Consider the following 24,889-nt stretch of genomic DNA (forward strand, 5'->3'; position numbering starts at 1 on the left):
AGCGCCACTCGTATAAGCAGCGCTTTTCAATGTCATAGCTGATATTTATCAGGATGATTTACGGCGATTAAGTTCGTCGCGCAGTTTGGCGGCCTTTTCATAAGCCTCTTCGCCCAGGGCTTCCTGCAAGCGGGTACGCAGTTCATCCTCACTTAATGAGGCATAGTTACTTGCTGATGCTGAAACTGTTTGCTTCTCCTCGGTGGTGTCGTTAATATTTTCAAGGTACACAAATTCATTACCTTCAATAACAATACCCGCGGTTGATAGGATAAATTCGTACGTATAAATAGGACAGCTAAACCTTACTGAGATAGCTATCGCGTCGGATGTTCGGGCATCGATCTCCATAGTGCGCTTGCCATCGCTGCACAGAAGCTTGGCATAAAATATACCATCAACCAGGTTATATATGATCACTTCCTGCACACTGATGTTGAACGACTGCGCGAAGGTTTTAAAAAGGTCGTGCGTAAGCGGACGACTGGGGGTCATCTTTTCAATCTCGATAGCTATGGCCTGTGCCTCAAAGCTGCCGATGATGATCGGTAACCTGCGCCTGCCATTTATTTCGCCCAAAACAAGGGCATACGCGCCGGATTGTGTTTGACTGTATGATAGCCCAACAATATCCAGCTCAATTTTTTTCATGTTATTTCCCATCGCAAAACCCTTCGGCCGGTGCCGTGTGTATTCTTCTACGCTTTAATTTTATTGAGTTATTAGCTAATCCGAACTTTACCAAACTGTAATTACATCAGCAAAACCATGCTCAGGCACGTTTGTTTAAAATTTATGTAGTTACGGCTGCCATACGGTTACCTAAATTAGCCTTGACTAAATTGAGCCGAATATACGAAATTGTGCTGACAGGATATATTTCAAATTCCGTGTTTGCCACATTAAACCTTATTTTTGCCGGCACAACAACATAGCTAAGCCATGTTGATTTTAATTTTACCACACTAATTTATATATGCAGGTTAGCAGATTAGAAAAACTTTTAGAGTTTATAAAAAATGAGCCTAACGACGAATTTTTAAAATACGCGCTGGCTACAGAATATTTAAGGTTGAATGATACCGAAAAAGCACTTGCTTACTATGAGGATCTGACGACTAATCACCCCGGTTATACGGGCACCTACTACCATTTAGGTAAACTGTATGAAGCGCTTAACCGTAAAGAGGACGCTATAGCAACTTATCAAACCGGTATGCGCATTACCCGTGAAAAGCGCGATAATCATGCTTATGCAGAATTGCAGGCCGCTTATAACCAGGCAGCAGGCATATTTGATGATGACGATGATGATTATTGATTTTTTACAGTACCCGACCTAAAGGTTTTTAGTTAATAATCAGGTAAATAGGTAATAGTTGTGATATTGACCATGTTAATAATATATATATATACATATAAGTTACTGATAATTAAGTACATGATGTGTTGGTTAAATGTGCAAAACAGGTTGATAATTACTTTGATAAAATACTTGACAAGCATTAACCTTATGGCTACCTTAGTATTATCAAGAACGACGTACTTTGATAACCTTACAGGCAAACTAAAATTGGAACGGCAAATCTCAGGAAGAGCCTGACGAGAAAGTTTCCTGATCTGTGTGAAAGATGAATAACGAAAGTGATTTTAAAAACGCACAAGTAAACGAGGTATTACAGAAATCGCGGCGCTCTATGGAGCATAAGCGACGAGAAGTAGTGACTGTGAAGGTAGCTGAAATCTGCAAAGAAAGAAAGTGAGAACCGGTCGATCAAAGATTACACAAAACTTGATGCCTCAGGATGGCTAAGGCCGGAACAAGGTTAAAAACGGAAGCTGAATCGAACAGAGGAGGCTTCCGTTTTGCTTTTACACCATTTTTTTATTTAGTAGTATATTACTTTTCGGGTAATTCTTTGTTCTGCAAAATAAACTCAACCATTTGATAGTTATTATGTTATCTGTTTACCAAAAACATCATACCATGAAAACCATCATCTTATCTGTTTTAACAGCCTTTATTATTATTACTTCAACATCTCAGTCAGGCTATTCCTCAAGTAATCATGATAAATTAAATGTCACTAATGTGGCACCGGCTATCGAGGGTTGGTATTTTCGGGCTATAAGTGGTTATCCGGCAGCCATTAGTTTTGAGTTAGTGGTGCTTTTTAAAAACGGCGAATACCTTGAAGTTGGCGACGAGCCTGTTGAAACCCTTGATGTAGCCTCATCGAAAAAATCGCGCCCAAAGGCCTGGGGAACCTGGAAAAAAACAGGCGCTATTTTTTACCTTACCAATTCAAAACATCAAACTAATGATTATAAACTTGGAGCAGGCAATTGGTTTCCGGCATTTGCTTATAGTGCATCATTGCCATTAAAAAAGGGTTATGAAAAGGCCTCCGGCGGCGATTATGGCAATGGTACCATGGCCCTAACCATCAGCAAGATCAATTTTGTTGATGCTACGCATTTTACTGCCGGCAGCAACAGCGGCATATCAACACCAAATGCCAGCGCGGGCAAAGTTACCAGCGCTAAGGGTACTTATAAAATTACGGCCCATGCCATTACCTTTACTTATGATGATGGTAAAAAAGTAACCAAATCATTTGCCATGGGGGCATCAGGCTCACCCGCTAAAGCAACCAATACCATGATATTTATCGGTGGCGATCCGTTTACAGATACGGAATAATTTTATCACCGTATATAGCTCATTAATCAACTAAAACGCGGAATTGGCCAGTGCAAACTCATGCTTAATGCGTTAGTCATGCATCTTTAGGTAGTTTAAGTACTTGCTTTTCTGCAACATTAATTCCTACTTTAGTAGGATATGGCAAAGGAAGGCAGGAGCAGGTTAGCTTCACAAAAAAAGATATTTGTACTGGATACATCCGTTATATTATACGACCATAACGCTTTTGAGAGCTTCCAGGAACACGATGTTGCAATACCGGTTGAGGTACTTGAAGAACTCGATAATAAAAAGAACGGTAACGATACCCGCAACTTTGAAGCACGAAGTTTTTTGCGGCTGATCAATGAGGTATCGCGAGATAACCTGCTTAATGAGTGGACTCCGCTTAATAAAAAGGGGCTGGGCCGTTTTAAAGTTATTATGGATGCCAAGTCCTCAAAAGATGCTGAAAAAATATTCGGTTCTGCAAAAACCGACCACCGCATTTTGAATGCCGCGTTAAGCGTTCAGGAAGAGCATCCTGATAAAAAAGTAATATTGGTATCAAAGGATATTTGCCTGCGCCTCAAAGCCAAATCAATTAATATTAATGCCGAAGACTACGAAACGGGCAAGATTAAAAATGTTGGTGAGCTTTATACCGGCGTTACAGCAGTTGATAAAACTACCGAAAAATTTGTTGGCCAGCTTAACAGGCAGCTAACCCTGTCAAACGGTATGCTTGATCCGGCTATCTACAAAAGCAACCATTTTTATATTTTCAATACCAAAAAAACAGCTACCCCGGCATTTTATAATGCCAATAGTTTACAGTTAGAAAAGGTTACAGAACAACCGGTACTAAACATTTTTCCACGTAATACCGAGCAGGCATTAGCCATACACGCGCTGCTGCACCCTGATATAAAATTGGTAACCATACAGGGCAACGCGGGTACTGGCAAAACCTTACTGGCTTTAGCCAGCGCGCTGGAACAGCGTAAATATTACCGCCAGATATACGTTACCCGCCCCATAGTGCCACTCAGTAATAAAGATATTGGCTTTTTGCCGGGTGATGTAAAGTCAAAGATAGATCCATATATGGCACCTATTTGGGATAACCTCAAATTTATTAAAGATCAGTTTGCCGGTGATGAAAAGATGCAGACCAAAATTGATGAACTGGTAAGCAATGATAAAATAACCATTACACCATTGGCCTTTATTCGCGGGCGCACGCTGAGCAAGATTTTTTTTATTGTTGACGAGGCACAGAACCTGACCCCGCATGAGATAAAAACCATTATATCAAGGGCGGGTGAGAACAGCAAATTCGTGTTTACCGGGGATATTTACCAGATAGACACCCCATACCTGGATGCTGAAAGTAATGGCCTTTCCTACCTGATAGATAAAGCTAAGAACCATCCGCTATATGCGCACATTACCCTGCAAAAAGGGGAACGTAGCGAACTGGCTAATTTAGCCACGCAGTTATTGTAAAATACTGTCGGTAATTTTAATAACGTCGTTACTTATTTTATTGATAAAGTCAAGTTGCTCTTTAAGCAGGTTATCATCTGCTGATGGTGGCGCTTGCTGCGTTAATGGTTCTTCGGTAAGCTGTTTTTCTATCTTAAATTCGGCAGCCGGGCCGTATAGCTTTTTACTGGCATCGTTAAGTACCGCTATACTTTTCTTGATGGAACGTATAGCTTCCGGCCGGGCACGGTGTACATTCTGCCGCATAATAGCGGCAGCTATGGTGGCGGTATAGGATGATAGAATATGATTCAGTACCACAAACTTATGCACGTCCTTTATTTTTAGTTGCTTGCTCTTCGGCTCCGAAGTCATGCGCTGAAAAGCCGCTGATAAGTTGGCCGATTGTACAAACACATCTTTACGGGCAAGTTTATATTCCGTAACATCTATTGCATTACCCGCGATGCTGTAACCTATTTTTGCCAGGTAGTTGGCATTAGCATGGATAACATCGCGCAAGTTTTCCTTGATCTGCTCAAACTCCCAGGACGGAAACACAAAGTAACTGGCTATAAACGCTACAGATGAACCTATAATGGTATCCAGTATGCGTTCCTGAACTATATTATACCCACCTATGCCAATAAATTTAAGCATGATAAGCACAAAGGGGGTCATGAATATCACGCTTACAATGTAATTTAGCCTTGTAAAACTGTAAGTGCCGATCATCAAAACGATCATCAGCCCGAACAGAACATTGGTATTACTGATAAAGCCCAGTATCAACACACCTATAATACCGCCAACAATAGTACCTATCAGCCTGTGGTAATTACGCTCTTTTGATAAACTGAAACCCGGTTTCAGGATCACGATGATAGTCAGCAAAATCCAGTAACTATGATGGCTCGGCGCAAAAAACTTAGCGATAACAAAGCCCACAAAACATACCAATGATACCCGCATGGCATGCTTAAACGCCGTAGAGTTCAAGGTTAAATTATCAAAGAATATATGCGGGGCATAATCCTGATGGGTTACGAATTTGGAATACTCTATTTTGCCCTGCTTCTCAAAAAGCAGTTTTGATGAACTCGAGTTATAATAATCGTATATGTTATGGATCTTTTGGTTAAGATCGCGCAGGTTTATGAGGATCTTTTTTAGAACCAGGTTGCTGCCGCCAGTTTTATTTCCTGCTTCATCTATCAGTTGTTTAATGTGCTCCAGATCCTTGCTCAGGTCAAGCACCCTTTTATTGCGCAGGTTAGAAAGCACCATAAAGGCAACATTATCCACCTCGTCAGCCATTTTATAGATGATCTTGTTTATAGCGGGCAGCACGCCGCTATCTTTAAAGCTATCGCGGATATGGCCGTAATCGTAATGGGTAGCCATTACCTGCTCAAACATATCAACCAGATCAACAAAGGTAAGCACCAGTATACGGCTGGCATTGGTGGACTCCTTTACGGTGATCCGGCTTTTAAATAGTATCTCCCTTACCGCGTCCTGATGAGTGCTGACATGTACCTGCTGGGCAACCAGTTTACGGTAGTTCTCGTCAATATCAGTATTAACATCATAAAAATCAGCTTTAATACGCAGGAAACGGGCTATATCGCCAATGCTTTCACCCAGCGTTTGTTGTGCCGCCCGGTACGGTCTGATCCTGAAAAATAATAAACTGAACAGCATGTACCATGTGCCCCCGGCAAGCAGGGTTAGGCTAACCGTTAGTATTTCGTTAGGCTGCGTATCCTTACCCATCATAAACACCATAGCCAGCAGGGCAGCGGTACCTACTGATGCGGCACGGTTACCATACACAATAAGCAGCGAAAATATAAAACTGAACAAGGTGATCTCCAAGCCAAGGGCGATGATATTAAGCCGCGCAAAGCCGGTGATGAGCGACACTAAAAAGAGGCAAACATTACCTAACCCCATAGCATTGCGTTTATGCACTACAGGGCCAGGGCTGTCAATAACTGAGGTACATAATGCACCCAACGACAAGGTAAAGCCAATATCCAATAAATCAAATTGCAAAAGCAGGAGCGAGGGGAATAAAATGCCTGCGGTATAGCGCAATCCATCCGAAAAGTACTGACTGTAAAAAAAACTTTTTACCTCACGTTGCTGCGAATCATTGATGGGGTTGGGGATGCTCAGTGCCACTTTGCAAATTTACACATTTTATTATGGATAGTATTTATACCACTATTTTCACTTTTTGATTGCCAAACACGCATAAATATTAACAAACAAGCCATTTTTTGCTGATTTTATTTAAATTCACGGCGATAATGGCTGGGTACAATCGTGTACCGGCTGGTTTTGCCCCAAATATTCAACAATAACTATGTCCGCATCGTTAAAATTAAGCCAAAGAGAAGCAACTTTTAATAACGAGGTTGTTGCCCGCTTTGAGTTATATAACAGTTTATTTCAAACACTTCCGTTTTACCAGGTTAAAGAAATAGGCATATTGCTGCCCTTTTTTACCGCGCATTGCGAACAGGGAGTAAACGAAGGCCTTTCGCCTGAAGAGATCATTAACTCGTTCTTCAGTAAGAACGTTCCCGATATCGATCACGAGGAGCAGGTCAACCGCATGTTCCGCCTGCTGCAGTATATAGAGCGCCAGGTGGTACTTTTTGATGCTATTGAGGATTCATCATTCGGCAAGATAGGCCGTGCCGCGGATGCCGGTACGCTGCAAAGCCTGCTACAACAAACCAATATCAGCGACCAGGCCCGTAAAGACATCAGCGAAAAGCTGAAAGAAATGTCGTTAAGGCTGGTGCTTACCGCGCATCCAACCCAGTTTTATCCGGGTACAGTGCTTGGCATCATGACGGATCTGATCGAGGCTTTAAAGCATAACGATATTAACACTATTGATGAGTTGTTGCAGCAGTTGGGCAAAACACCATTCTTTAACAAAACATCGCCCACACCGGTTGACGAGGCTACCAGCCTGATCTGGTTCCTGGAAAATATTTTTTACCATGCGTTATCAGGCATACAAAATACCTTACAGGATGAGTTTGATATAGATATAGCCGCTAAAAATCAAATACTTGAACTGGGCTTTTGGCCGGGCGGCGACCGCGATGGTAACCCCAACGTTGTTACCGAAACCACGCGTTCGGTTGTGCGCATATTAAGGCAGGTATTGTTCAGATGTTACTATCGTGACTACAAGGTATTAAAGCGCCGTATCACCTTCCGTGGGTTTGATAAAAAGCTGGATAGCCTGGAGAAACTGTTATACCAAAATGCCTTTAACCCGCAACGCGATCCGCATGATGTGCAGGACGAATTGCTTGAACTGCTCAACTCAATACGCGATACCCTGATCAAGGATCACGATAGCCTGTTTTTAGATATTGTTGAAGGCATGATACGTAAAGTACGCCTGTTCGGCTGTTATTTTGCTACGCTTGACATCAGGCAGGATAGCCGTGTACTGCGCAGCGTATTTAAATACGGCAGCGAGCAAATAAGCGAAACCGGTATTAAGCCCGAATACTTTGAGCTTGATGAAGCTAAAAAACTAAAGAGCATTAAATTTAACGAAGCTGATTTTATTTGTCCGGACAATGCGGATGAAATGACCAAGGATACTTTAAATACCATCCGCCTGGTTAAAAAAATACAGCTTAATAACGGCGAAAAAGCTTGCCAGCGTTTTATAATCAGTAATTGCCAGCAAGCATCAGATATTTTACAACTGATCGACTTATTTTTGTGGAGCGGCTGGGAGAAAGATCATCTGACCATTGATTTTGTGCCACTGTTTGAAACCGTAAACGATTTGAAACATGCGGCCGGGGTAATGGAAAAATTGTATACCCATCCATTCTACAAGGAGCATCTTAAACAGCGCGATAACTTACAAACCGTTATGCTTGGTTTCTCTGACAGTACCAAGGATGGTGGTTACCTGATGGCCAACTGGTCGATCTATAAAGCCAAGGTTGAGCTTACCGCTATGGCTCGTAAGTATGGTATCGACCTGGCATTTTTTGATGGCAGGGGCGGCCCGCCGGCACGTGGCGGTGGTAAAACACATCGCTTCTACTCGTCAATGGGGCAGGAGATCGCTAACAAACACATACAGCTTACCATACAGGGGCAAACTGTCAGCTCGCAATACGGCTCGGTTGAAACGGCTCGCTTTAACATGGAGCAGTTGATACACGCGGGCATCGTATCGGCCTTGCACCCTAACCAGCACGATCTGCTGGATGCCGGGCATAAGGCACTGATCAGCGATATGGCTGATGAAAGCTATAAATTATTTATGGCCCTGCGTGAGCATCCGCTATTTGTGGAATACCTTGAAAAATTCAGCCCGATAAAACTATTGTCGTTGGTAAACATCAGCAGCCGCCCCACAAAGCGTAACTCTGACTCCAAACTCAGACTGGAAGACTTACGCGCCATCAGTTTTGTAACTGCCTGGAGCCAGCTAAAACAAAGCATCCCCGGTTTTTATGGCGTTGGTACTTCACTTAAAAAAATGAAGGACGAAGGCAAGTGGGATCAGGTTAAGGAGTTATATAGCGGCTCCGGTTTTTTCCGTACCATGCTGGATAACTGTATGATGGCCATGTCGAAATCAGATTTCAGGGTAACCGCTTACCTGGAGAACGATGAAAAGTTTGGCGAATTCTGGAAAATGCTGAAGGATGAATTTGAGCTAACTAAAAGCATGTTACTTGAATTAACCGGTGCTGAGGTTTTAATGGCTGACTACCCGGTTGAGCGCCGGTCAATCGCTATACGCGAAAAAATAGTGTTGCCTTTAGTGGTAATACAACATTATGCCCTTAATCAGCTTAATAAAAATAGCAACAGTGAGTTAACCGAAGTGTATAACAAATTAGCTATCAGAACAGTATATGGTATTGTGAATGCGGGTCGTAACCTCGCTTAAAACAACCCGCACTTTGTCAGATTTTTGTAAACCTAAATGATATATTATTGTTATGTTAACAATAGATATACAATTTATACCATGAGAAGAGCACTTGCCGCGGGTTTATTATTATCAGTATTAATTGGTACAGAGGCATGTAAGGATAAGCGTAAAGCTAATAACTATAACCAGCAGGTTTCCGTTGATGATGACGCGCTTGCCTTTATCCGTAACGCGGCCGAATCGGGCATTGCAGAGGTTGAGGCATCTAACATTGCTAAAACCACTTCAAAAAACCCACGTGTGGTTAAGTTTGCTACCATGCTTGTTGAACAGCACAACGCGGTGAATGAGGATCTAAAAAATCTAGAGAACCGCAACCTGATCTCAACTAATGATACCATCAGCCTAAAAAAGCAACAGGCGATAGCCGAACTGGCTAAAAATACAGGCGTAGAGTTTGACCGTAAGTATATAGATATGATGGTTAAAGACCATGAAGAAGCGGTAAAGCTTTACAGCAGCGGTTCAAGCATCCGGATAGTATCGGTTAATAAATTTGCCAATAAACATATAGCTGAATTAAAGGCACATCTTGATTCTGCAAAAAATATAAGCGCCAGTTTAAAATAATTTAAGCTGTTGCTGCATAGGCGGCCGTTCCTTACTAAATACGGTACGGCCGCCATACTTCCACGATTCTCGCCGTTCCCGTTCTATCACCTTTTCAAAGTCAGCGTTGGCGGTAAAGTCTTTCTCGGCGTTCGCTGCAATTTTTGATAATCTCTTTATAGCTTCGTTTTTATCGTTATTGCCCAGTTTTGAACGCTGCACAGCATTTTGTAACACGCTGATGGTTTCGTCATAAACTTTGGTAGGTACCGGGAACGGATGCCCATCCTTACCGCCATGTGCAAATGAAAAGCGGGCCGGATCTTTGAACCGTGACGGTGTGCCGTGGATCACTTCGCTCACTAAAGCTAATGATTGCAGCGTGCGGGGGCCAAGCCCTTGTAGTAAAAGTAATTCCTCAAAATCCGCCGGTTGTTTTTCATGTGCCAGCCATAACAAACTACCCAGACGTTTCATATCTACGTTCTCAGCGCGAACATCATGATGAGCCGGCATAACCAGGCGCTTGATCTCCTTCAGCATTAATTCCGGCTTTTCGGCTGCTATATGCATAATGCCGTCGCGGGATGGAGCCGCTGTGCTATCCGCAAGATTGAGGATGTAACCGGCATTTTGCCCATAAATAGCCGTATGCGGATCGTTAATAAATGATGGCAATTGCTGTGAGTGCCAGTGGTAACGCCTTGCGGTTTTAGTATCAGCACACATACCTTGCTGTACCACACACCACCGGCCATCATCAGTTAAAATGAAATTATGTGTATACAGTTGAAAGCCATCCTGAACGGCTGTGTTATCAATCTTAGCGCTTAATTTGCTGTAGCGTATCAGCTCGTTACCATTAAGCCCGGTGGTTTCGCACACTTTTAATAATTCGGCAGGTGTATTGGTGGAGTGTTTGCCTTTACCGCCACAAATGTATATGCCCAAATCCCGGCTTAAAGGATTCACAGCCCTTTTCAATGCACCCATTACAGAAGTGGTAATGCCTGATGAATGCCAGTCCATACCCATCACAGCACCCAGGCTTTGAAACCAGAACGGATCGCTTAAACGGCGTACAACTTCATGCTTACCATAATCAGCCACAATGTTTTCAACTATGGCCAAACCAAGTTTAGCCATACGCTCGGCAAGCCAAACAGGTACATAACCATAGTGAAGGGGCAAATCAGCGTTACCGGAATGTTTCATACTAACAAATTTAGTATTTATTTAACCTGATTAAAGTAATATTGTTGTTCAATTATTTATGCGATACGCCAAATACATATATTAGCATGCAATGAAAACCGAACTCCAAAAAATGCTCGACGCAGAGCTATATGTTGCTGCCGATATTGAGTTAACCGAAATGCGTACACGAGCCCGGCAACTTATGCATCAATATAACCAAATGATAGCATCGCCAATGGAAGAAAAAACAGCAGTATTAAAACAGCTTTTAGGCAAATGCTCAACCATTGATATACAGCCGCCGTTTTATTGTGATTATGGAACCCATATTATTGCCGGCGATAACTTATTCATGAACTTTAACTGCATAATATTGGATTGCGCCCTGGTGACCATAGGTGATAATGTACAGTTTGGCCCTAACGTACAAGTGTACACCGCTACTCATCCGTTGATAGCCGAAGAGCGTATAAAAGGGCCTGAACTTGCCAAACCCATCACCATTGGTAATAATGTATGGATAGGCGGGGGAGCCATAATTTGTCCGGGAGTTACCATTGGCGATAATACTACCATAGGTTCTGGCAGTGTGGTAACCAAGGATGTACCCGCTAATGTTTTTGCAGCCGGAAATGCTTGCCGGGTAATTAAAAACCTTTAAACTAAACTTGATATGAAGAAAATCATTTTACTATTTATCAGTGCATTATCTATCACAAGTCCGCTGGTAACTATGGCGCAGCAGAAGCCTTTATATGATACCACGCAAAAACCGGCATTGGTATCACGTCAGTTTGAATTTACCGAAGGCCCGGCTACAGATAAGAATGGCGACGTATATTTTACCGACCAGCCCAATGACAAGATATGGAAGTATAGCGCCGATGGCAAACTCACCGTATTTATGGATAAAACCGGCCGGAGCAATGGTTTATTCTTTGATAATAAGGGCCGCTTGTTAGCTTGTGCCGATGAAAAGAATGAATTATGGGTAATTGATAAAAAGGGCGGGCACGAAGTATTGCTTTCCAACTTTAATGGCAAACGCTTTAACGGCCCGAATGACGGTTGGGTGCTGCCTAACGGTGATCTGTATTTTACCGATCCGTATTACCAGCGTGATTACTGGCTGCATAAATCATCTGAACTGGATGGCGAAAAACTTTACTTTCTGAAAAAAGGCAGCAAACAGGCGGTTGTTGCTAACGACCAGTTTAAACAACCGAATGGTATTGTAGGTAATGCCGATGGTAAATATTTATACGTTGCCGATATAGGGGATAATAAAACTTATCGCTTTAACATTGAGAAGAATGGTTCATTAACCAACCGGGTGTTGCTAATTAAACAAGGATCGGACGGGATGACATTGGATAACCAGGGCAACATTTACCTTACCGGTAAAGGAGTAACGGTATACAATCCGCAGGGCGAAAAATTGTTTAACATACCCATCCCCGAACAATGGACAGGCAATGTTACCTTTGCCGGTAAAAACCGGGATGTGCTTTTCATCACCGCGTCAAAAGGTATATATACCTTAAAAATGAATGTAAAGGGCCAGTAAGTTTATTGATAAGATCGCCTGGAGGTTGACGCGCGGATAATGAGCTTCGGCTTAACACTGATTGTTCGCGGCACCACAGGCGATTCTTTATTTTCCGACTCCTGAAAATATAAATTGGCGATGGTTTTGCCCATGTAGTGGCTAAACTGGTCTATTGTGGTGATTGATGGGCTGGTCATTTCTGTAAAAGGCTCGTTAGAATAACCTAAAATACCCAATTCAGAAGGAACCTTAATGCCCATTGAGGTTGCTACCTCTAAAACGCCCAGTGCCGAAAAGTCAGACGTTGAAGCAAATATCGCGTCGGGTGGTTCGGGTATATTCAGCAACTCCCGTGTAGCCTCGGCACCAAGTTCTTTTGTCCATGCATTTTCAATGATGAGTTCATCAATAACCGGCAGGTTATGCAATTTTAGCGCCTCCAGGTAACCCAGTTTACGCTGCCTGAATATATCGAGGTTTTGAGGACCTTCGAGCAAAGCAATACGCTTATAGCCCTGTTCAATCATGTGGGTTATGCCCTCTAAGGATGCCTGGTAATTATCATTTAATACTTTCAGGGTTTCAAGTTCGTCAGCCACACGGTCAAACTGGATCAGCTTGATGCCATGGTCAATCACATTTTGCAGATGAGAGTAATCACTGCCTTCGGCTGCAACTGATATAACAATGCAATCAACGTGCTGGTTAATAAGCGCATTAACTGATTTTACTTCCTTTTCGTGCGATTCGTTCGACTGGCAGATGATCAGGTTATAATCCTTACTGTAGGTGGTTTCCTCAATACCGGCTATAACATTTGAAAATATGTTCTGATTAATACGTGGAACAACAATGCCAATAGTTTTTGATTCCCCTTTCCGTAAGTTGGATGCAAGTATATTACGCTTATAATTAAGTTCGGCCGCGGTTTTTAAAACCAGTTTCTTGGTTTCCTCATTTACATGGCTGCTATTATTAAGCGCCCGCGATACGGATGACGCAGTAATATTAAGCTTTTCAGCAATATCGTATATGGTCGTTCTCTTTTTGGCTTTCATGGTTGGTTAAATGTAAATAATATATTTTTGTGCAATCGATTGCATTTATAAAAAATAACTTTAAATTCGTTGCTTAATATAACTTATAACCACAACCATTATAATCCTGCTAAACATGCTGCTATTAGGTATTGATATAGGCACCTCATCTATAAAAGTTTGTATTGTTAACTCGGGTACCCAAAAAGTGCTTGCCGCCGCTCAATATCCGGATGAAGAATCACCGATAAAATCTATAAAACCCGGTTGGGCTGAGCAGGATCCATTAATGTGGTGGAAGCATGTAAAGCTGGCTTTGGCTAAATGCCATGCCACCGGTAAGTATGAGCCGGGACAGATAGCAGCTATAGGTATTGCCTACCAAATGCATGGTTTGGTATTGGTAGATAAAGATCAGAATGTATTGCGAGACAGTATTATATGGTGCGATAGCCGTGCGGTGAATATTGGCGATGAAGCCTTTGAAGCCATAGGCGAAGATGTTTGCCTGGCCAACATGCTTAATTCACCAGGTAACTTTACCGCGTCAAAACTGGCTTGGGTTAAACAGAACGAACCGGATATTTACAGCAAGATAGATAAGATCATGCTTCCGGGGGATTACATTGCCATGAAGCTGACAGGGGAGGTTACTACATCAGTATCCGCTTTATCCGAAGGTATATTCTGGGATTTTAAGAACGAACAGCTATCAAAAGAGGTAAAAGAATATTTTGGTTTTGATGACAAGTTGTTTCCGCCGGTGCACCTGGTATTTTCATCACATGGTGTAGTAAGTGAGCGTATTGCCAGCGAACTTGATATTCCTGCAGGTATACCTGTAACTTATAAATCCGGCGATCAGCCCAACAACGCGCTATCACTTAACGTGCTTGATCCGGGCGAGGTTGCTGCGACAGCGGGTACATCGGGCGTTATTTATGGCGTAACTGATAGTTTGGAATACGATCAGCAATCACGCGTAAATGCCTTTGCACATGTTAATTACAGCGATGAGTTAAAGCGTTTAGGCATACTGCTTTGTATTAATGGCACCGGCAGCATGTATAGCTGGGCTAAAAAAATGTTTGGAGCTACTTTAAGCTATCCGCAAATGAATGCCGAGGCTGAACAAATAGCCGAAGGCAGCAATGGCCTGCGGGTATTGCCTTTTGGTAATGGTGCCGAACGTATGCTTAACAACAAATTGGTTGGCGCGCATTTTAACGATATCGACTTTAACATACATACCCGCGGCCATATATTCAGGGCCGTGCAGGAAGGGATAGCCTGCTCTTTCAGATATGGTTTGGATATCATGCGCGGTAATGGCATGAACCCGACCGTTATTCGTGCCGGAAAAAGCAATCTGTTTTTAAGTGACCTGTTTACCCAGGTATTTGTGAATGTGACTGGTGTAGCTGTTGAACTCTACAGCAATGATGGCAGTGCAGGCGCGGCATTAGGGGCCGGTATTGGGGCAGGAATATTTAAATCAGCGGAAGAAGCGTTTACAGGCATGCAGGTTATCAAACGCGTTGAACCGCAATCAGGCCATAACATGGAACAAATTTATCAGGAGTGGAAAGCGCTGTTGGGAAGCAAGATAGCCACGATCAATTAAATCAATTATTAATTTAAAATACAATAATCAATGGGCATAGTAACAGGAAACAAAGAGTTTTTTAAAGGCATTGGCCAGATACAGTTTGAAGGATTAGAATCCGACAATCCCTTAGCGTTCAGGTGGTACGAAGCTGATCGTGTGGTTGCAGGTAAAACGATGAAGGATCATTTACGATTCGCATGTGCTTACTGGCACTCTTTTGTAGGTAATGGCGGCGATCCGTTTGGCGGTGCTACACACGTTTTTCCGTGGGATGAGAAAGCAGACGCGGTTGAACGCGCGAAAGATAAAATGGACGCGGCATTTGAATTCATCACTAAAATGAACCTGCCTTACTATTGTTTTCATGATGTTGATGTGGTTGATTATACCAACGATATTAATGAGAACGACCGCCGTTTACAGGCACTTGTTGAATACGCTAAGCAAAAGCAGGCTGAAAGCGGTGTAAAATTGCTTTGGGGCACGGCAAACCTGTTTAGCCACAAACGTTACATGAATGGTGCATCAACCAATCCTGATTTTCATGTACTGGCACATGGTGCAGCACAGGTTAAAGCCGCTTTAGATGCTACCATCGCTTTAGGTGGAGAAAACTATGTATTCTGGGGTGGCCGCGAAGGTTACATGACCTTGCTTAACACAGATATGAAACGCGAGCAGGAGCATTTCGCACGCTTTTTACATACCGCGAAGGATTATGCCCGTAAACAAGGCTTTAAAGGTACTTTCTTTATTGAACCTAAACCTTGCGAGCCAACCAAGCACCAGTATGATTATGACGCGGCTACCGTGTTAGGCTTTTTGCAGAAATATGATCTGCTGAATGATTTTAAACTGAACCTGGAAGTAAACCATGCTACACTGGCCGGCCATACCTTTCAGCATGAGTTGCAGGTTGCCGTTGATTCGGGCTTGTTAGGCTCAATAGATGCTAACCGCGGCGATTACCAGAATGGATGGGATACTGACCAGTTCCCGAATGATATTAACGAACTGACTGAATCTATGCTGATCATTCTTGAAGGCGGTGGTTTCCAGGGTGGGGGCATAAACTTTGATGCCAAGATCCGCCGTAACTCAACTGATCCTGCTGATCTGTTCTACGCACATGTTGGCGGTATGGATCTATTCGCCCGCGCGTTGATCACGGCTGACAATATCCTTCAAAAATCAGATTACAAAAAGATCCGTGAAGAACGTTATGCTTCGTTTGACAGCGGTAAGGGTAAAGAATATGAAGAAGGTAAACTATCGTTAGAAGAGCTAAGAAATTATGCTGCTGAAAACGGTGAGCCCCAAGTAATCAGCGGAAAACAGGAGTACCTGGAAAACCTGATCAATCGTTACATCTAATTTTTTAAGTGTGTTTGATGATAGCCCTGTGCAGTATTGCTGTACAGGGCTTTTTTTATTGTCTATCGGTCTACTTCGCCTAACACAAAATCTATCGAGCCAATAATGGCTATTAAATCGGCGATCATTACACCTTTGGCAATCTCTGGCAATACCGAAAGGTTATTAAAGCTCGGTCCGCGTGATTTGGCTCGGAACGGTACTTCCGACTTGCCATCGGCAATAAAATAAAAACCCAGTTCGCCCTTAGCACCTTCGCCGCGCATGTAGTAATCCTGCGCCTTGGGTGTAATTTTACGGGGAAGCTTTGCACGAGGATCAAAATCAGGTGTGCGTTTTAACTCCTTCAGCAGGCGCTCAATACATTGCTCCACAATTTTTACTGATTCAGCTATTTCATCCACACGAACCTTATAGCGGTCCCAGCAATCGCCAAGTGTACCCATCTCACCCTTACCAACTGGTATATCAAAATCCAGTTCGGGATAAGCAGAGTAATTATCTATACGCCTTAAATCCCATTTTAACCCTGAACCCCGCAACATAGGGCCTGAGCAGCCATAGTTTAAGGCCACATCCATAGGTAATACGCCTACGTTGGCGGTACGCTCAATAAACACCTGGTTATCGGTAAGTAATTGATTAAGCTCAACCATTTTTGGCTTAAAATACTCAATAAACTCGAGGCAGCGTTCCTCAAAGCCAACCGGCAGATCGTAAAACAAGCCTCCAACCCAAATGTAATTGTATAGCATGCGCGAACCTGATGCCCACTCCAGCAAACCCATAATATGTTCACGGTCACGAAAGCACCACAGGAAAGGCGTAAAGGCACCGATATCAATACCATAGGTACCAATAGCGATCAGGTGCGAGGCAATGCGGTTTAGCTCACATACCAAAACACGGATATACTCGATACGTTTAGGTATTTCCTTATCAATGCCCATCATACGTTCAACACCCATTACCCAAACATGGCTATTATTCATAGATGCCAGGTAATCCATCCTGTCAGTAAATGGTATAGTTTGCTGATAGGTAAGGCTTTCCGCATGTTTTTCAAAGCAACGGTGCAGATAGCCTAAATGCGGTATAACTTCCTTAACTATCTCACCGTCGGTTATCAACTCCAGCCTCAAAACACCATGTGTTGACGGATGCTGCGGCCCGACATTTAAAATCATGTCTTCCGTAGCCGCCTGAGCTATTTTTTGATGATACCTATTTAAAGCATCTTCATATTTCGAATTTCGAATGTTCAATTTCGAATATATTTATTTGTTTTTATTACGCTGCTGATTTTCTTTTGCTGTTTTACCTATAGCTGTAAAAATAGCAGTTAGTTCCCTTGCTTCGGCTTTCAACTTACATAACTTATCATTACTAACTAAGCCGCATTCTTCTAAGAGTTCCAGCCAATAGATTGATTCGTCAGCCTCTTCTTCAACAATCACTATTTTGTTTATAAAGTCTGCCGTTGATTTACCTTTGCAGGCAGAACGATAATTTGCTCCAACTGAAGACGAACTACGTAATAACTGATTAACAAGAATATTAACCGCACGCAAATTTGGTAATTCACTACAAAATTTCATGATGTCGACCGCAAATTTCTTAGTACGGTTTTGTAACTCTACTTTATCCATTTTAGCATAATTACATTAGTCTACAACAAGTCAATTTCGAAATTGAACATTCGAAATTCGAGATTTCGCTTAATCTATCTTGATGCCCTTATAATATTCAGCGGCTTTGTAGTCTTTTCTTAAAGGGTAACCTTCCCAGTCATCAGGCAGGAGTATTCTACGCAGATCAGGGTGGCCTTCAAAATAAATACCTAACAGATCGTATGCTTCACGCTCGTGCCAATCGGCAGTGCGGTAAACGTTTGATACGCTTTTAACGGCGGGTAATTCGTCGCTGTTTCTATCGTGTTCAATACTAACTTTTAATGTAAGTTGCAGGCGATAGGGGATTGATGCCAAATGATAAACCACGCCAAACCTACCCGATTCAACCCCGTAATCAACCCCGCTCAGGCTCGATAGAAAATCGAAGTATGTTTTTGGGTTGTCGCGCAGTTCGCGGCACACATCAACAATACTATTCGGGGTAATTAATAAAGCGGGTTGCATGCCGGTACGTTCTTCACCAGCAATAACACCGGCTCCAAGTTTAGCTACCAATAAATCCTTTATATCATCAAACGTCATGGTGCTATGCGAACTTTTTTCCAGCTTTTTTTGTCGGTCTTTTTGTAAACTATACGGTCGTGCAAACGGCTGCGGCGGCCCTGCCAAAATTCTATCAGTGTAGGTTTTAAAACATAACCACCCCAGTGCGATGGCTTAGGCACATCTTTGTTTTCATATTCGGCCTCTAACTGGCGCATTTTGCTTTCTAAAACATCGCGGCTTTCAATTTCCTGGCTTTGCGGAGATGCTACGGCACCAATCTGGCTTAGTTTTGGACGTGAATGAAAATAAGCTTCAGATTCATTTTTATTCAGCTTCTCGATCGTACCCTCAATACGGATCTGCCGCTCTAAAGGCCCCCAAAAAAACACTAATGATGCTAAAGGATTTTTGGCCATTTCGCGACCCTTGCGGCTCAGGTAATTAGTATAAAACTTAAAACCATCCGTATTATAACCTTTTAACAATACTATGCGTGCCGATGGCCGGCCGTCATGCGTGGCCGTGGCCAGTGTCATGGCGTTGGGTTCGTGCATTTCAGCAGCAAGGGCTTCATTAAACCACTTATCAAACTGTTTTATAGGGTCTTCATTAGTGCTGTCTTCCGTTAAAGTTGCGGCACTGTATTCCTGACGTAAATTTTGTATCCGTTCGTTATCCATCAATGCAAACTTACAAATTTATTAAACCGTACATACAGTTATAATGTAATTTAGTGCACGAACATTAACAGGCAAATATTGTTAAATAATTAAGTAAATATAAACCTTATGCTTAATACTATATCAGCAGCGGCAGGGCGGTTATTAATATCAGAGCCCTTTATGATGGACCCCAACTTTAAACGATCAGTAATATTGTTGACCGAATACTCAGAAGAAGGAGCGATGGGTTTTGTACTAAATCACCAGACCGAAATGATGCTTGGCGATATAATGCCAGAAGTATTTTATTCCGAATTGCCTGTTTATGAAGGTGGGCCGGTCGCTAAAAATACACTGCATTTTATACATCGCTGCCCGCAAAAAATTTCAGGCGGTATTGAGATATGGGACAATATTTTTTGGGGAGGCGATTTTGAAGAAGTGAAGCAACTGATAAATGGCTATCAGTTAGATGAAAGCGAAATCAAATTTTTTGCCGGATATTCAGGCTGGACACCAGGGCAGTTAGACGCGGAACTGATAGAAGATACCTGGATAGTAGCCAATCGTTTTGATGCCGACCTGATTTTTGCCAACAGCGAACATAACCTGTGGCGTGAGGTGGTTATTAACCTTGGCAACCGTTACGCGCACATTGCCAACTTTCCTGAAAATCCATCGTTGAACTGAACCCCGCCCAACCCTCCCCGTAAGGGAGGGCTTTAATATCAGCAAGTTTTTCCCTTTGGAGAAGATTTAGTAGGGGTTAACCTTCCATCTCCCTTGCGGATTCTTCTACCTTATTGGCAAGTTCCTGTTTGTAAGCGATCAGGTTATTGGTAACGGTTTCATTTGCTATGCCGATGATCTGAGCTGCTAACAAGCCCGCATTTTTTGCCGCGTTAAGGGCTACTGTAGCAACCGGAATACCGTTTGGCATTTGCAGGATGGATAGTATAGAATCCCAGCCATCAATAGAATTACTTGATTTTACCGGAACACCGATAACAGGCAGATGCGTTAATGAAGCTACCATACCCGGTAAATGCGCGGCACCACCGGCACCGGCTATTATCACCTTAATACCACGACCCGCGGCCTCTTTAGCGTAATTGAACATACGATCAGGTGTACGGTGAGCAGATACCACGGTGATCTCATAAGCAACGCCTAATTCTTTAAGCACATCGGCAGCATCCTGCATTACGCCAAGATCTGATTTGCTGCCCATAATTATTCCTATTTGGGGATTCATATTTATTTCTTCTTATACATGATTTTTTTGATCAGAAAAATTAATCCAAAACCTACTCCTATAAATAAGGAAACGATTAAAATTAAACTAAATAAAGTTCCGATCATGTAGTCTCTATATTGATGACTTAAAGGTAAGAGCGTTTAATTAGCCCTATGAAATAACCTTCAACGTCTTCTGCACAAATCGTGCTTTTTCTATAGCTTGTTCACGGTCAGTATCAACAATGGTTACGTGGCCCATCTTACGAAAAGGCTTGGTTAGGGCTTTTCCATATAAATGAATATTTACCCCCGCGCATTTCAATACCTTTTCAATCCCCTGATAAACTGCCGGACCTTCGTGGCCGGGCTCGCCTAACACATTGATCATAATAGCGTTATTTAGGCAAGCGGTATCACCAAGCGGCTGATTGAATATGGCACGAAGATGCTGTTCGAATTGCGACACGGTGTTGCCCTCAATAGTTTGATGGCCGCTGTTGTGCGGGCGTGGCGCCAACTCATTAACCAGTATCTTTCCGCTCTTATCTAAAAACATCTCAACGGCTAACAAACCAACTATCTTTAAATCATCGGCTATTTTTTTAGCTATCTGTTCGGCTTCCTGCTGTATCTCAAAGGAAAGGGTAGAGGGGGCAATTAAAAACTCTACCAGGTTGGCTTGCGGATTAAACTCCATCTCCACCATCGGGAAGGTTTTGATCTCGCCGCTTTCATTACGGGCAACTATTACGGCAATCTCTTTCTCAAAATCAACCCAGCGCTCAACCAAACTTGGTTCGGTAAAGGCACCGGCAAGATCATCCTCGCCTACTACCTTATATACTCCTTTGCCATCATAACCATCTTTACGGAGTTTTTGTATGTATGGAAACGGTATTACGCTGTTCTTTAATTGCTCGGGCGATGAAATAACTTGAAATTCAGCGGTTGGGATATCGTTCTCTTTAAAGAATTGCTTTTGTAAGCCTTTATCCTGTATCAGCCTGATCACGCGCGATTGCGGATAAACCAGTACGCCTTCGCGCTCCAGTTGCTCCAAAGCGTCAACATTTACCTTTTCAATTTCGATGGTCAGCAGGTCAACTTTTTTGCCAAAATTATAAACAGTTGCGTAATCGCTAAGCGAGCCTACCGTAAACTCTTCACACAGTTTGCGGCATGGTGCCTCACGGTCAGGATCGAGCACCTTAACCGTAACATTGTAGTTTATAGCCTGTTGTATCAACATACGCCCAAGCTGGCCGCCGCCCAGTATCCCTAATTTTAAATCGCCGTAAAATGCTTTCATTGTTACCTGCAAATAAACGCATTTTAGTTAAGGTGTAAAAGTCCTTATTGGTCTTCGTCTCTTTACTAAGCCATAAGTTTTATGAAAATAATTATTTAGTGGATATTAACTATCGGTGGCAAAGTATGATACAATCTTAACCTAAACAGCCCAAACCTTATACTAATTTGACTGTTCAAGCTTAAAACAAAGCTTTAAAAGCGCTATATTTGCAGCGTTTTTTAAATAAGTTGTTTGAACATTTAAATAATACTCAATGAGGACAAAAATAGCAGTAGCCAATGGCGACGGTATAGGACCGGAAATAATGGACGCCGTATTAAAAATATTTAACGCGGCAAACGTGGAATTAGATTATGAATTTGTTGAAATGGGCAAATCATACTTTGATGCAGGGCACTCAACCGGGATGACCGAACAGGCGAAAGCTACGATTGAAACTTTGGGTATTTTGTTTAAAGGCCCTATGGAAACCCCAAAAGGCAAAGGTGTTAAAAGCATAAATGTTACCGCCCGTAAGGTATGGAACACTTATGCTAATCAGCGCGATTTCCGCACGCTTAACGGTGTTGATACGGTGTTTTCAAAAGCAGGTATGAATATCAACATCACCATCATCCGCGAAAATATTGAAGATACTTATGGTGGTATTGAGCACATGTTAACAAATGATGTTGCCGTAGGCCGCCGTATTATAACACGCCCGGGGTCGGCACAAGTTATACGCTATGCTTTTGAAATGGCTAAGCGCAAAGGTTTGAAAAAACTGGCTTGCGGCCACAAAGCCAACATCATGAAACTTACTGACGGTATATTTTTGGAAACCTTTTATGAGATAGCCAAAGAATACCCGCAGATTGAAGTATCAGACATTATTGTTGATGACCTGTGCATGAAACTGGTTTCACGTCCGGAATTATTTGAATCCATCGTATTAACCAACTTACAGGGTGATATCGTGTCTGACCTTTGTGCAGGCCTGGTTGGTGGTTTAGGCTTTGCGCCCTCAGCTAATATTGGTGACAACATCTCCATATTTGAAGCTGTACATGGCACCGCGCCTGATATTGCCGGTCGTGGTATAGCTAACCCTACCGCTTTATTGCTATCCGGTATTTCTATGCTTCGCTTCCTGGGTTTAATGGAACATGCCGCTTCAATTGAAAATTCATTGCTTTATACGCTTGAACAAGGCATACATACTGGTGATTTTGGCGACCGCTCAACCCAATCAGTAAATACACAAGGTTTTGCCGAGGCCATTATTGCTAATTTAGGCCAGGTACCTGCTAATGGCAGCATAGTAGCGCAACCTAATTTTGAGATACGCAAGCCGATTACCAAACCTGCACAAAACAAAATAACAGATACTGCGCCTAATATTACCAAAGAAATTCAGGGTGTAGATATTTTTATTGAAACGGGCTTACAGCCTGCTGAAATTGCGGAAATAGCCAAATCAAAACTGAACGACAAATTCAAGCTGGTAATGATATCAAACCGTGGTACACAGGTATGGCCTACCGGATCTATATTTACCGAGTTGGTTAACCAATCACGTATCCGTTACGAAAAAACTGATGGTACAACTTTAACACCTCGTGATGTATTTGCTATCGCGGCTGAATTATCTGATAGCATCCGGGTATGTTCAACAGAGATGCTGACTATATTTGATGGAAAACCAGGCTACTCATTAGCACAAGGACAGTAATTTAAATATCATATAAGAGAATGCCGGCTAATCACCGGCATTTTTTGTTTAGGGAGTAATACGGATTTTATTACTTTTAAAAACTAACACCATGAAGTACAAACCTCAATGGTGAACATACAAATTCAATAATATGAAATTCGCAACCAAAGCAATACATGCAGGGCAGGAGCCCGATCCGACTACAGGTGCCATTATGACGCCGATATACCAAACCTCCACTTACTGGCAGGCTTCGCCTGGTGATAACAAGGGGTTTGAATATTCACGTGGTACAAACCCGACACGCAAGGCGTTGGAGGATTGTTTAGCAGCACTGGAGAATGCTAAATATGGTCTTGCGTTTTCAAGTGGTATGGGTGCGACAGATGCGGTGATGAAGTTGCTGCAACCGGGTGATGAGGTGATTACAGGCGATGATCTGTATGGTGGCTCATACCGCATCTTTACTAAGATATTCGCTAACTATGGTATCAAGTTTCATTTTATCAGCTTTGCCGATCCGGAGAACATCTGCAATTATATTAACGATAATACCAAACTGATATGGGTGGAAACACCAACCAACCCAACTATGCAAATAGTGGATATTGAAGCCGTTGGTAAGATAGCCAAAGAGAAAAATGTTAAACTGGTAGTTGATAATACCTTCGCTTCGCCATACCTGCAAAACCCGATTGACCTGGGTGCCGATATCGTTATGCATTCGGTAACCAAATACATTGGCGGCCATTCGGATGTGGTAATGGGTGCACTGATGCTGAATGATGAGGATTTGTACAAAAGACTTTGGTTTATATACAATGCCTGTGGTGCCACACCAGGACCGATGGATAGCTTTTTGGTATTACGCGGTATAAAAACCCTGCACCTGCGCATGAAAGCCCATTGCGAAAACGGCCGTAAAGTAGCTGAGTTTTTAAAGGATCATCCGAAAGTAGGTAAAATATACTGGCCGGGTTTTGAGGATGCCCCAGGGCATGAAGTCGCTAAAAAGCAGATGCGCGATTTTGGCGGCATGATATCCATCACCCTAAAAGATGCTACGTTAGAAGATACCTTTAAAATCGCGTCTTCATTCAAGCTATTCTCTTTGGCCGAATCATTGGGCGGTGTAGAATCACTGATCAATCACCCGGCTACCATGACGCATGGCTCCATCCCTAAAGAGGTGCGTGAAAAAGTTGGTGTTGTGGATAGCCTGTTACGCCTGAGCGTAGGGGTAGAGGATATTGATGATTTACTGGATGATTTAAAACAAGCACTAAACCCCTAACCCCTAAAGGGGAACTCTAAT

The 24,889-nt window shown here is 42.6% G+C and carries 22 protein-coding genes; 12 read left to right on the top strand and 10 right to left on the bottom strand.

The window, feature by feature from the left end; translation table 11 throughout:
• Positions 1-48: 48 nt before the first annotated feature.
• Positions 49-651, bottom strand: a complete 603-nt coding sequence (locus tag AC3WJC_RS08355; protein ID WP_492398623.1) for a bifunctional nuclease family protein — start codon at positions 649-651, stop codon at positions 49-51.
• A gap of 325 nt (positions 652-976) precedes the next feature.
• Between AC3WJC_RS08355 and AC3WJC_RS08360 the strand changes: the two genes are divergently transcribed.
• The 3 genes from AC3WJC_RS08360 (at position 977) to AC3WJC_RS08370 (ending at position 4,195) form a co-directional block, all read left to right on the top strand.
• Positions 977-1,321, top strand: a complete 345-nt coding sequence (locus tag AC3WJC_RS08360; RefSeq protein WP_492398624.1) for a tetratricopeptide repeat protein — start codon at positions 977-979, stop codon at positions 1,319-1,321.
• Positions 1,322-1,987: 666 nt separating this feature from the next.
• Positions 1,988-2,704, top strand: a complete 717-nt coding sequence (locus AC3WJC_RS08365; RefSeq protein ID WP_492398625.1) for a hypothetical protein — start codon at positions 1,988-1,990, stop codon at positions 2,702-2,704.
• Positions 2,705-2,845: 141 nt separating this feature from the next.
• A complete protein-coding gene (locus tag AC3WJC_RS08370; RefSeq protein WP_492398626.1) occupies positions 2,846-4,195 on the top strand; it encodes a PhoH family protein in 1,350 nt (449 codons plus the stop codon).
• Here the strand turns inward: AC3WJC_RS08370 and AC3WJC_RS08375 are convergent.
• Complete coding sequence (locus AC3WJC_RS08375) at positions 4,187-6,361, bottom strand: FUSC family protein (RefSeq protein WP_492398627.1); 2,175 nt, start codon at positions 6,359-6,361, stop codon at positions 4,187-4,189. The genes AC3WJC_RS08370 and AC3WJC_RS08375 overlap by 9 nt on opposite strands.
• Positions 6,362-6,545: 184 nt before the next feature.
• Here AC3WJC_RS08375 and AC3WJC_RS08380 point away from each other — a divergent pair, with 184 nt between their 5' ends.
• Together AC3WJC_RS08380 and AC3WJC_RS08385 are read left to right on the top strand one after the other, a co-directional pair.
• Complete coding sequence (locus AC3WJC_RS08380; RefSeq protein ID WP_492398628.1) at positions 6,546-9,128, top strand: phosphoenolpyruvate carboxylase; 2,583 nt, start codon at positions 6,546-6,548, stop codon at positions 9,126-9,128.
• An 81-nt stretch (positions 9,129-9,209) separates the two neighbouring features.
• The gene (locus tag AC3WJC_RS08385; RefSeq protein ID WP_492398629.1) at positions 9,210-9,743 is read left to right on the top strand and encodes a DUF4142 domain-containing protein; all 534 of its coding nucleotides are present in this window, start codon (positions 9,210-9,212) and stop codon (positions 9,741-9,743) included.
• Here the strand turns inward: AC3WJC_RS08385 and AC3WJC_RS08390 are convergent.
• Positions 9,735-10,937, bottom strand: coding sequence for a DUF763 domain-containing protein (locus tag AC3WJC_RS08390; RefSeq protein ID WP_492398630.1), 1,203 nt, complete (start codon positions 10,935-10,937; stop codon positions 9,735-9,737). The two genes, AC3WJC_RS08385 and AC3WJC_RS08390, sit on opposite strands and share 9 nt — an antisense overlap.
• A gap of 91 nt (positions 10,938-11,028) precedes the next feature.
• Between AC3WJC_RS08390 and AC3WJC_RS08395 the strand changes: the two genes are divergently transcribed.
• Both AC3WJC_RS08395 and AC3WJC_RS08400 read left to right on the top strand, forming a co-directional pair.
• Positions 11,029-11,580 (top strand): sugar O-acetyltransferase, encoded by a 552-nt coding sequence (locus tag AC3WJC_RS08395; RefSeq protein ID WP_492398631.1) that lies wholly within the window; start codon positions 11,029-11,031, stop codon positions 11,578-11,580.
• A gap of 12 nt (positions 11,581-11,592) precedes the next feature.
• Positions 11,593-12,486 (top strand): SMP-30/gluconolactonase/LRE family protein, encoded by an 894-nt coding sequence (locus tag AC3WJC_RS08400; RefSeq protein WP_492398632.1) that lies wholly within the window; start codon positions 11,593-11,595, stop codon positions 12,484-12,486.
• 2 nt (positions 12,487-12,488) lie between these two features.
• On the opposite strand, the gene AC3WJC_RS08405 is transcribed toward AC3WJC_RS08400, so the two are convergent.
• Positions 12,489-13,526 carry a LacI family DNA-binding transcriptional regulator gene (locus AC3WJC_RS08405; protein ID WP_492398633.1) on the bottom strand — a complete coding sequence of 346 codons (1,038 nt, stop codon included), beginning with the start codon at positions 13,524-13,526 and terminating at the stop codon, positions 12,489-12,491.
• Positions 13,527-13,641: 115 nt separating this feature from the next.
• Here AC3WJC_RS08405 and AC3WJC_RS08410 point away from each other — a divergent pair, with 115 nt between their 5' ends.
• Together AC3WJC_RS08410 and xylA are read left to right on the top strand one after the other, a co-directional pair.
• Complete coding sequence (locus tag AC3WJC_RS08410) at positions 13,642-15,129, top strand: xylulokinase (RefSeq protein ID WP_492398634.1); 1,488 nt, start codon at positions 13,642-13,644, stop codon at positions 15,127-15,129.
• Between the two features lie 30 nt (positions 15,130-15,159).
• The gene (gene xylA, locus AC3WJC_RS08415) at positions 15,160-16,488 is read left to right on the top strand and encodes a xylose isomerase (protein ID WP_492398635.1); all 1,329 of its coding nucleotides are present in this window, start codon (positions 15,160-15,162) and stop codon (positions 16,486-16,488) included.
• A gap of 62 nt (positions 16,489-16,550) precedes the next feature.
• Here xylA and AC3WJC_RS08420 read toward each other — a convergent pair whose 3' ends face one another.
• The 4 genes from AC3WJC_RS08420 to pdxH form a co-directional block, all read right to left on the bottom strand.
• Positions 16,551-17,675, bottom strand: a complete 1,125-nt coding sequence (locus AC3WJC_RS08420) for an NADH-quinone oxidoreductase subunit D (RefSeq protein WP_492398636.1) — start codon at positions 17,673-17,675, stop codon at positions 16,551-16,553.
• A 90-nt stretch (positions 17,676-17,765) separates the two neighbouring features.
• Complete coding sequence (locus AC3WJC_RS08425; protein WP_492398637.1) at positions 17,766-18,137, bottom strand: four helix bundle protein; 372 nt, start codon at positions 18,135-18,137, stop codon at positions 17,766-17,768.
• A 69-nt stretch (positions 18,138-18,206) separates the two neighbouring features.
• The gene (locus tag AC3WJC_RS08430) at positions 18,207-18,704 is read right to left on the bottom strand and encodes an NADH-quinone oxidoreductase subunit C (protein ID WP_492398638.1); all 498 of its coding nucleotides are present in this window, start codon (positions 18,702-18,704) and stop codon (positions 18,207-18,209) included.
• The gene (pdxH, locus tag AC3WJC_RS08435; RefSeq protein WP_492398639.1) at positions 18,701-19,348 is read right to left on the bottom strand and encodes a pyridoxamine 5'-phosphate oxidase; all 648 of its coding nucleotides are present in this window, start codon (positions 19,346-19,348) and stop codon (positions 18,701-18,703) included. Before pdxH ends, AC3WJC_RS08430 begins: the two co-directional genes overlap by 4 nt.
• Positions 19,349-19,456: 108 nt before the next feature.
• Between pdxH and AC3WJC_RS08440 the strand changes: the two genes are divergently transcribed.
• On the top strand, positions 19,457-20,020 hold the full coding sequence (locus AC3WJC_RS08440) for a YqgE/AlgH family protein (protein WP_492398640.1): 564 nt from the start codon (positions 19,457-19,459) through the stop codon (positions 20,018-20,020).
• A 76-nt stretch (positions 20,021-20,096) separates the two neighbouring features.
• On the opposite strand, the gene purE is transcribed toward AC3WJC_RS08440, so the two are convergent.
• On the bottom strand, positions 20,097-20,585 hold the full coding sequence (gene purE / locus AC3WJC_RS08445; protein ID WP_492398641.1) for a 5-(carboxyamino)imidazole ribonucleotide mutase: 489 nt from the start codon (positions 20,583-20,585) through the stop codon (positions 20,097-20,099).
• 153 nt (positions 20,586-20,738) lie between these two features.
• The gene (locus AC3WJC_RS08450) at positions 20,739-21,878 is read right to left on the bottom strand and encodes a 5-(carboxyamino)imidazole ribonucleotide synthase (RefSeq protein WP_492398642.1); all 1,140 of its coding nucleotides are present in this window, start codon (positions 21,876-21,878) and stop codon (positions 20,739-20,741) included.
• 256 nt (positions 21,879-22,134) lie between these two features.
• Between AC3WJC_RS08450 and AC3WJC_RS08455 the strand changes: the two genes are divergently transcribed.
• Positions 22,135-23,592 carry an NADP-dependent isocitrate dehydrogenase gene (locus AC3WJC_RS08455; RefSeq protein ID WP_492398643.1) on the top strand — a complete coding sequence of 486 codons (1,458 nt, stop codon included), beginning with the start codon at positions 22,135-22,137 and terminating at the stop codon, positions 23,590-23,592.
• A gap of 133 nt (positions 23,593-23,725) precedes the next feature.
• Complete coding sequence (locus AC3WJC_RS08460; RefSeq protein WP_492398644.1) at positions 23,726-24,868, top strand: cystathionine gamma-synthase; 1,143 nt, start codon at positions 23,726-23,728, stop codon at positions 24,866-24,868.
• Positions 24,869-24,889: the final 21 nt, after the last annotated feature.

The organism is Mucilaginibacter sp. FW306-07-L (genome assembly GCF_058782065.1).

What these genes read in the sequence shown, in the direction of transcription:
- AC3WJC_RS08410 (WP_492398634.1), top strand. Translation starts at nt 13,642, where the DNA reads ATGCTGCTATTAGGTATTGATATAGGCACCTCATCTATAAAAGTTTGT.
- AC3WJC_RS08460 (WP_492398644.1), top strand. Translation starts at nt 23,726, where the DNA reads ATGAAATTCGCAACCAAAGCAATACATGCAGGGCAGGAGCCCGATCCG.
- AC3WJC_RS08385 (WP_492398629.1), top strand. Translation starts at nt 9,210, where the DNA reads ATGAGAAGAGCACTTGCCGCGGGTTTATTATTATCAGTATTAATTGGT.
- AC3WJC_RS08365 (WP_492398625.1), top strand. Translation starts at nt 1,988, where the DNA reads ATGAAAACCATCATCTTATCTGTTTTAACAGCCTTTATTATTATTACT.
- AC3WJC_RS08380 (WP_492398628.1), top strand. Translation starts at nt 6,546, where the DNA reads ATGTCCGCATCGTTAAAATTAAGCCAAAGAGAAGCAACTTTTAATAAC.
- AC3WJC_RS08395 (WP_492398631.1), top strand. Translation starts at nt 11,029, where the DNA reads ATGAAAACCGAACTCCAAAAAATGCTCGACGCAGAGCTATATGTTGCT.
- AC3WJC_RS08390 (WP_492398630.1), bottom strand. Translation starts at nt 10,937, where the DNA reads ATGAAACATTCCGGTAACGCTGATTTGCCCCTTCACTATGGTTATGTA.
- purE (WP_492398641.1), bottom strand. Translation starts at nt 20,585, where the DNA reads ATGAATCCCCAAATAGGAATAATTATGGGCAGCAAATCAGATCTTGGC.
- AC3WJC_RS08455 (WP_492398643.1), top strand. Translation starts at nt 22,135, where the DNA reads ATGAGGACAAAAATAGCAGTAGCCAATGGCGACGGTATAGGACCGGAA.
- AC3WJC_RS08370 (WP_492398626.1), top strand. Translation starts at nt 2,846, where the DNA reads ATGGCAAAGGAAGGCAGGAGCAGGTTAGCTTCACAAAAAAAGATATTT.
- AC3WJC_RS08430 (WP_492398638.1), bottom strand. Translation starts at nt 18,704, where the DNA reads ATGACGTTTGATGATATAAAGGATTTATTGGTAGCTAAACTTGGAGCC.
- AC3WJC_RS08400 (WP_492398632.1), top strand. Translation starts at nt 11,593, where the DNA reads ATGAAGAAAATCATTTTACTATTTATCAGTGCATTATCTATCACAAGT.
- AC3WJC_RS08405 (WP_492398633.1), bottom strand. Translation starts at nt 13,526, where the DNA reads ATGAAAGCCAAAAAGAGAACGACCATATACGATATTGCTGAAAAGCTT.
- pdxH (WP_492398639.1), bottom strand. Translation starts at nt 19,348, where the DNA reads ATGGATAACGAACGGATACAAAATTTACGTCAGGAATACAGTGCCGCA.
- AC3WJC_RS08355 (WP_492398623.1), bottom strand. Translation starts at nt 651, where the DNA reads ATGAAAAAAATTGAGCTGGATATTGTTGGGCTATCATACAGTCAAACA.
- AC3WJC_RS08440 (WP_492398640.1), top strand. Translation starts at nt 19,457, where the DNA reads ATGCTTAATACTATATCAGCAGCGGCAGGGCGGTTATTAATATCAGAG.
- AC3WJC_RS08360 (WP_492398624.1), top strand. Translation starts at nt 977, where the DNA reads ATGCAGGTTAGCAGATTAGAAAAACTTTTAGAGTTTATAAAAAATGAG.
- xylA (WP_492398635.1), top strand. Translation starts at nt 15,160, where the DNA reads ATGGGCATAGTAACAGGAAACAAAGAGTTTTTTAAAGGCATTGGCCAG.
- AC3WJC_RS08420 (WP_492398636.1), bottom strand. Translation starts at nt 17,675, where the DNA reads ATGATTTTAAATGTCGGGCCGCAGCATCCGTCAACACATGGTGTTTTG.
- AC3WJC_RS08450 (WP_492398642.1), bottom strand. Translation starts at nt 21,878, where the DNA reads ATGAAAGCATTTTACGGCGATTTAAAATTAGGGATACTGGGCGGCGGC.
- AC3WJC_RS08425 (WP_492398637.1), bottom strand. Translation starts at nt 18,137, where the DNA reads ATGGATAAAGTAGAGTTACAAAACCGTACTAAGAAATTTGCGGTCGAC.